This is a genomic window from Pseudoalteromonas agarivorans (genome assembly GCF_024518735.1).
GTDB lineage: Bacteria > Pseudomonadota > Gammaproteobacteria > Enterobacterales > Alteromonadaceae > Pseudoalteromonas > Pseudoalteromonas atlantica.
Map to the genome: position 1 here is coordinate 79,464 of NZ_JANIGJ010000014.1, position 7,428 is coordinate 86,891.

6 protein-coding genes are annotated in these 7,428 nt (G+C 42.8%); 1 reads left to right on the forward strand and 5 read right to left on the reverse strand.

Going from position 1 to position 7,428, the window contains the following annotated elements:
• Window positions 1–15 precede the first annotated feature (15 nt).
• The 5 genes from iscR to prlC all read right to left on the reverse strand — a co-directional run bounded on the left by iscR (window position 16) and on the right by prlC (window position 5,726).
• A complete protein-coding gene (gene iscR, locus NQT65_RS18775; protein WP_004585770.1) occupies window positions 16–507 on the reverse strand; it encodes a Fe-S cluster assembly transcriptional regulator IscR in 492 nt (163 codons plus the stop codon).
• A gap of 220 nt (window positions 508–727) precedes the next feature.
• On the reverse strand, window positions 728–1,456 hold the full coding sequence (trmJ, locus tag NQT65_RS18780; RefSeq protein ID WP_248443219.1) for a tRNA (cytosine(32)/uridine(32)-2'-O)-methyltransferase TrmJ: 729 nt from the start codon (window positions 1,454–1,456) through the stop codon (window positions 728–730).
• Window positions 1,457–1,555: 99 nt separating this feature from the next.
• On the reverse strand, window positions 1,556–2,311 hold the full coding sequence (locus tag NQT65_RS18785; protein ID WP_256851773.1) for a class I SAM-dependent methyltransferase: 756 nt from the start codon (window positions 2,309–2,311) through the stop codon (window positions 1,556–1,558).
• A gap of 50 nt (window positions 2,312–2,361) precedes the next feature.
• Window positions 2,362–3,543, reverse strand: coding sequence for a response regulator (locus NQT65_RS18790; protein ID WP_256851774.1), 1,182 nt, complete (start codon window positions 3,541–3,543; stop codon window positions 2,362–2,364).
• Between the two features lie 131 nt (window positions 3,544–3,674).
• Window positions 3,675–5,726: an oligopeptidase A gene (prlC, locus tag NQT65_RS18795; protein WP_256851775.1), complete on the reverse strand. Its 2,052-nt coding sequence runs from the start codon at window positions 5,724–5,726 to the stop codon at window positions 3,675–3,677.
• A 226-nt stretch (window positions 5,727–5,952) separates the two neighbouring features.
• Here prlC and gorA point away from each other — a divergent pair, with 226 nt between their 5' ends.
• A complete protein-coding gene (gene gorA, locus NQT65_RS18800; RefSeq protein WP_054982879.1) occupies window positions 5,953–7,317 on the forward strand; it encodes a glutathione-disulfide reductase in 1,365 nt (454 codons plus the stop codon).
• Window positions 7,318–7,428: the final 111 nt, after the last annotated feature.

The window sequence follows — 7,428 nt, forward strand, 5'->3', positions numbered from 1 at the left end:
GCTGCAGGTCAACTTTTATAGTTGACAGCTTACTTGAATGTTTTCCAACTGCTTAATTGCATTATTGATGCTGTTATCTTGGCGAGATGCGATTTCTTTCACATCTGATTTTTCCACCAATTCAGCTAAGGTAATATTATTTAAAAACTCTTCGATACGTGCGCTTAAATCAGACCATAGGTTATGAGTTAAACAACGCATACCGCTTTGACACCCGGTATCGGCACCTTGGCAACGTGTTGCATCTACCGATTCGTCTACGGCGCTAATTACATCGCCAACAGAGATAACCGCGGCTTCTCGGCCTAGCAAATAACCGCCGCCAGGACCACGAACCGAGCTCACTAAGCCATTTTTACGTAAACGGGCAAATAATTGCTCAAGGTAAGACAAAGAAATTTCTTGTCTTTGTGAAATATCAGCAAGGGCAACAGGACCTACACTCGCATGTAGTGCAACATCCAGCATAGCTGTTACGGCATATCTGCCTTTTGATGTTAACTTCATAACGCCCCCCGCACAAAAGAGTGCAAATTTTAATTACCAGAGTAAAATAGTCAAGTATTATCACTTGATAAAAATTTGATTAAAGAACACTGTTCTATTAACAAATTTTTAATACCTGACCTTTTTGGTCAAGTATTAGGTGTATTGTAATTACTTGAGTGTTTTAGTCAAGTATTAGCTCGTTATTTACCCGCAGGTTTTTATAACCAATCGCTATACCTTACTTAGGAATAGATTTATTAATTGAGGTAAGAATGCCGCGCAGTATATTTAGCTCTGCCTCTTCAGGGCGTGCACGGTTAAACAAACGGCGTAGCTTGGTCATTACTAAACCTGGATGCTGCTTAATAATAAAACCGGTGTTATCGAGCGTCTCTTCTAAATGCTCGTAAAATAACTCTGTTTGTTTTGAGCTTGGGTAAGCAGTCTCATCGTCTGCTTGCTCAACCTTTGGCTGCTGATTTAAAAACGCCATACGCGTTTCGTAGCTTAGCGTTTGTACCGCCATAGCTAAATTAAGCGAGCTGTACTGTGGATTTGCAGGAATACATACATGGTAATTACACAGCTGTAGTTCTTCGTTAGTTAATCCGCTGTTTTCACGGCCAAATACAAGCGCTACAGGACCGTTTACAGCCTCAGCAACTAGCTTTTCACCGCATTCACGTGGCTCAACCATAGGCCAAGACAGCGTGCGTGAACGAGCACTCGTACCAATAGTTAATGCACAATCGGCAATCGCATCAGCCACGGTATCAACAATAACCGCATTACCTAAAACATCGGTTGCACCGGCTGCTAAGGCGCTTGCATGGCTGTCTACTTCACAAGCAGGGTCCACTAAATACAGTTTTGATAAACCCATGGTTTTCATGGCGCGAGCCGCCGAACCAATGTTGCCAGAGTGTGAGGTATTAACTAAAACGATGCGAATATCATCTAAGATCATTGCTGTGCTACTTTACTATGCCAAAAAATTGTGCGAATTCTAACATAAAAGCGCGCTAAGATCCTAGATCCTTAAAGCCGATCAACACGCTAAATGCCGTTAAACCATGGCCGCTTTTACATACACATCAAAACGGTTCTTTTTTGTTTTAATTTGCATGCTGGGGGTTTGGTTGTTTAAAAATGGGGCGTAATCGGGGCGTTTAACTACCACACGCTTACTGGCAAGTGGGTAGGCAAATTCAAGTAAGTCATCGGCGTCGGTATCTGCGCCTACTAATGCCTGAAATACGCGCATTTCTTTTTTAACTAACGCTGATTTTTCTCGGTGTGGAAACATAGGATCTAAATACACTACATCGGGCATGCTCTCGCACTGCTCTAACAACGTGTGGCTTGAGCCAAACACTAAGCTCATATTTTGCTGCATCCAAGAACCAATCTCTGCATCTTCGTAAGCGCGTTTTAAGCCATCAAATAATAAAGCTGCTACCACAGGGTGGCGCTCATGCAGTATAACCTTACAGCCAAGTGACGCTAGCACAAAGCCATCTCGGCCAAGCCCGGCGGTGGCATCAAGTACAACAGGGGTTGCGCCTTTATTTAACCCTACCGCTTTTGCGATTGATTGGCCTTTGCCGCCGCCAAACTTACGCCTATGAGCAACAGCACCTGTTACAAAGTCTACGTTTATTGCGCTAAGTTTAGGCTCGTCGCTTTTTAAAAGGCTAAGGCCCTTATCGTCGTAATGCAGAGTAAAACCGCTACAACTTTGCGCCCATTGGGCTAAGTTAAAACGCGTTTCTAGCTCATTTAAATATGGGCGACACTCTTTAAAAGCACACTGAATAACCACTACACACTCCGACGAAAAATTTCAGCTGCAGTATAACAAGCGTTAAAGCACTAAAATAGCTCTATATCGCTTTGATGCGCAAGACTATGTGAGCTGGCCTCCTCTACTTTAGAGCGTAAGCTGCACAATAATTCGTTGCGGCTCTCGGTCACTTGTTTAAGCTGGTACTTTATAAACGCTAAATCACTATTTGCGGTTACTAGCAGTTGCATAGTTTCGTCTAATTGCGACATGTATAAAGTTAAATCGGCAGGATTGGCGTGTGCTTGTGTTTGCTTAATTGCACAGTTAAGTTCATGAAGCTGCTCTATAAACTGCCTTGTGTAGTCGTTTTGTACAACATTTTGGCTGGTAAGCTGCTTTACTATATCTTGCAAAGCAGTGCTAATTTGGGTGGCTTGTTCAAAGCTATTTTCGTTTCTTTCCATAGCAACGACCTTTTCGTTTGTCACTTCGAGTATGTGCGGGAATAAGTCTTTATAACGGCCGTATAAAGCACGATTATCAGCCGGCATATTCTTAATTAATAAAGATATTTTGGGGTAGTTAATAATGGTGCTGTTACCAATATCCACAAATCGGTTGGCATTACGGTGCTGCTCTAAAAGCTCCTGCTCGAGCGGGCATACACCACTTTCTAAACTATAAAAATAGCTGCCCCCCTGATACCAAAACACAATAACCACGTCTAAATTAAACGGGCTAAAAAAGGCAAGTAAGTGCTCGCTTAACGACTGAAAGTTATGACAGTGATAGCTTTGCCCCACAAACCTAACAATACGCCCCATATCTCCCGACTCCGCCAAAGCCATTGCGGCGGTATCTTGCGCTTTAGCTACATCAAATTTTAGCTTTTCACACTGCTGCCGGTACTCATAAAGCACTTTAATGCGTGCCATTAGCTCTTCGGTGTTGAAGGGTTTTATTATGTAGTCAGACGCGCCTACGCTGTAGCCTTTTACTCTATCGTTAAGCTCCACCTTAGAGGACAAAAACATAACGGGTATATCGTGTGTTGACTCATCTTCTTTTAATGCTTGGCATACTTGGTAGCCGGACTTACCGGGCATTTCTATATCAAGTAAAATTATGTCGGGCGTGTGCTTTTTGGCTAGCTTAAGTCCTTGTTCGCCATCTTTAGCGTGAATAAGCTTACAAAAGCCCGCTAAAGCCTCTTCAATAATTCGATGAACATACAAATCGTCATCAATCGTTAGTACCAACTTTGCCATGCCCTAGTCCATTTTGCTGCGTATACACAAAGCATAGTACGGGAGGTTAAAATTACTAAAAACAATTGGCCAATATATTAAAAAACATAAAAAAAGCGCCATATAGGCGCTTTATAAGGTTAAGTAGTTGTTTATGCAGCTATACCACTGTGACGCAGTAGCGCATCAACATTTGGCTCGCGACCACGGAACTTTTTAAATAACTCCATAGGTTCTTCACTGCCGCCTTTTTCTAAAATATTTTCTAAGAAGGCTTTACCTGTTTCGGCGTTAAAAATACCGTCTTCTTCAAATTTAGAAAATGCATCGGCAGAGAGTACCTCAGCCCATTTGTACGAGTAGTAACCGGCGCTGTAGCCACCTGCAAAAATATGACTAAAGCCATGTTGAAAACGATTAAACTCAGGCGGGTTAACCACCGACGTGCGGCTACGTACATCGTTTAAAATCGCTTGAATTTGGCACTCTTGGTTTGCCTGGTAGTCGTGGTGGATTCTAAAATCGAACAACGAAAACTCAATCTGACGCAGCATTTGCATGCCAGAATTATAGTTTTTAGCAGCCAGTAGCTTATCAAGTAGCTCTTTTGGTAATGACTCACCACTTTCAAAGTGGCCTGAAATAAAGCTCAGCGCTTCTTCATCGTAACACCAGTTTTCTAAAAATTGGCTTGGTAGTTCTACGGCATCCCATGCAACGCCGTTAATACCAGCAACAGGAGCAGCATCAACTTGGGTAAGCATGTGGTGTATACCATGGCCAAATTCGTGGAAAAGCGTGGTTACTTCGTCATGTGTAAATAGCGCCGGTTTGTCGCCTACCGCTTTATTAAAGTTACACACTAAGTATGCCACGGGTGTTTGCAATTCGCCGCTGGCGCGCACTTTACGACCCATACAGTCATCCATCCACGCGCCGCCACGTTTGCGTTCGCGTGCATATAAATCAAGATAAAAACGACCGCGCAATGTGTTATTGCTATCAAAAATTTCAAAAAAGCGAACATCGCTGTGGTAGCTATCAAAGTCGCTTACTTCTTTTACCTTAATACCAAAAAGGCGGTTAACGGTTTCAAATAAACCGCTAAGTACTTTATCAGCAGGGAAATAAGGGCGCAGTACTTCATCTGAAATTGCGTATTTTTCTTGCTTGAGCTTTTCGCTGTAGTAACCAAAATCCCATGCTTGAAGCTCAGTAATACCATGGTGTTGCTCAGCATAGGCTTTTAGCTCTGCCACTTCTTGCTCTGCTTGAGGCTTAGACTTAGCGGCTAAATCTTCTAAAAATGAGAAAACTTGCGCTGACGACTCGGCCATTTTAGTTGCTAATGATTTTTCAGCGTAGTTATTAAACCCTAATAGCTGCGATAGCTCATGGCGTAGTGCAAGCTCTTCTTTCATAATGGCTGAGTTATCAAACTCACCCGCATTAGGGCCTTGATCTGAAGCGCGCGTACAAAATGCTGTGTAGGTTTCTTTGCGCAGTTCGCGGTTATCTGCATAGGTCATTACCGGTAAGTAAGACGGAAAATCAAGCGTAAATACCCAGCCGTCTAAACCTTTGCTTTTAGCTGTTTCGCTAGCAAGCGCTAATGCCGACTCTGGTAAGCCTGCCAATTGGCTTTCATCGGTAATGTGTTTATGCCATGCAAGCGTTGCATCCATTACGTTGTTGCCAAATTTAGAGGCAAGTTCAGATAAACGCGTGCTAATTTCGCCGTAGCGCTTTTGATCTTCTGCTGATAATGCAATGCCTGAAAGTTTAAAATCACGTAGGGCGTTGGTGATGGTTTTTTGCTGCGCAGTGCTGAGTGTTTTAAATTCATCGCTGTTATAAAGCGCATTATACGCTTCGTACAGGCCTTGATGCTGCCCGACAAATGTTGAGTACTCAGATATAAGTGGTAAACATTGCTCGTAGGCTTCACGCAGCTCGTCGTTATTCATGACTGAATTAAGGTGCGATACCGGTGAAAACATACGCGAGAGTTTATCGTCGGCTTCTTCAAGGGGTAATACTAAATCGTTCCATGTAAACGAGCCTTTTTCTAACACGTCATCTATGGCTTTACGACATTGCTCTATACCGTGCTTTAGTGCCGGTACTACGTACTCTGGCTTTATTTTTGAAAACGGGGGTAAGCCTTCTAGGCCAATGAGTGGATTTATTTGTGCTTCGCTCATGAATTTTCTCAATTTAATTGACTATGAATTTGAAGTTGGGGCAAAACGGTGAAATACAAGCCTCCATTAATGGGTCTAATATAGCTTAGGATGAAACTGATCGGCATAATAAACAATTTCGTTTGTTGTATTTATCAGCTTTTTAGCGCGCCGCGCTGGGTGACTTGCACTTAGCATATGCTATCATCGGCACATTATAGTTAAATATATTTTTTGAGGATAAAACATGGCTCAGCATTTTGATTACATTGCGATTGGTGGTGGTAGTGGCGGTATTGCCTCTGCTAACCGTGCGGCAATGCGTGGCGCTAAAGTAGCGCTTATCGAAGCAAAACACATGGGCGGCACCTGTGTTAATGTAGGCTGTGTGCCTAAAAAAGTAATGTGGCATGGCGCACAAGTTGCTGAAGCAATTAACTTATATGCACCTGATTACGGCTTTAACGTAGAAGTAAAAGACTTTAACTGGAGCAAACTCGTTGAGAGCCGCGAAGCGTACATTGGTCGCATTCACAAAGGATACGACAACGGTTTAGCTAACAATGGCGTAACCGTAATTAATGGTTTTGCTAAATTTGTTGATAGCAAAACCGTAGAAGTAAACGGCGAGCATTACACGGCTGACCATATTTTGATTGCAGTAGGTGGACGTCCGCATACTCCTAATATCCCAGGTGCTGAGTACGGTATAGACTCAAATGGCTTTTTTGAATTAACAGAGCAGCCAAAGCGAGTAGCGGTAATTGGCGCAGGCTACATTGCTGTAGAACTTGCCGGTGTACTGCATGGTTTAGGCACAGAAACTCATTTATTTGTACGCAGACACGCGCCGCTTCGTAATTTTGATACGCTACTGGTTGAAACCCTGGTAGAGATCATGAAAAAAGAAGGCCCAACACTGCATACCGAATGCTCGCCTAAAGAAATTGTTAAAGAAAGCGATGGTAGCTTAACCATTCATTTTGAAAATGGTTACAGCCAAAATGTTGACCAAGTAATTTGGGCTATTGGCCGCGAGCCAAGCACCGATGTAATTAACATTGCAGCAGCAGGGGTTGAACTAAATAGCTCTGGTTATGTAAAAGTAGATGAATATCAAAATACAAACGTACCTGGTATTTATGCTGTAGGCGATATTATTGAGCACGGTATAGAACTTACGCCTGTCGCTGTTAAAGCCGGCCGCACCCTATCAGAGCGTTTATTTAATAAAGACCTACCTGATGATTTAAAAATGGATTACAGTCTTGTACCTACCGTGGTATTTAGCCACCCACCTATTGGTACTATTGGTGAAACCGAGCAAGAAGCTATTGCTCGCCACGGTGAAGAAAACGTAAAAGTGTACAAGTCGGGCTTTGCCGCTATGTACACAGCCGTTACACAACACCGCCAACCGTGTGCAATGAAGCTTGTATGCGTAGGCCCTGAAGAAAAAGTAGTTGGCTTACACGGCATTGGTTTTGCCGTTGACGAAATGATTCAAGGCTTTGCGGTTGCTATGAAAATGGGCGCAACTAAAGCTGATTTTGATGCCGTTGTTGCTCTGCACCCTACAGGCTCAGAAGAGTTTGTTACTATGACAGGCTAGTGTAGAAAACATACCAATACACTTTTAAAAAATCTGGAATAATTCAAAAGCCAACTATACTTACCTTAAAGTTAGTTGGCTTTTTTATTTCAGAAAGGAGGAAAGTGTGGC

Bases quoted from the DNA above. Each gene is read 5' to 3' on its own strand.
- gorA (WP_054982879.1), top strand. From the start codon at position 5,953: ATGGCTCAGCATTTTGATTACATTGCGATTGGTGGTGGTAGTGGCGGT.
- prlC (WP_256851775.1), bottom strand. From the start codon at position 5,726: ATGAGCGAAGCACAAATAAATCCACTCATTGGCCTAGAAGGCTTACCC.
- NQT65_RS18790 (WP_256851774.1), bottom strand. From the start codon at position 3,543: ATGGCAAAGTTGGTACTAACGATTGATGACGATTTGTATGTTCATCGA.
- iscR (WP_004585770.1), bottom strand. From the start codon at position 507: ATGAAGTTAACATCAAAAGGCAGATATGCCGTAACAGCTATGCTGGAT.
- trmJ (WP_248443219.1), bottom strand. From the start codon at position 1,456: ATGATCTTAGATGATATTCGCATCGTTTTAGTTAATACCTCACACTCT.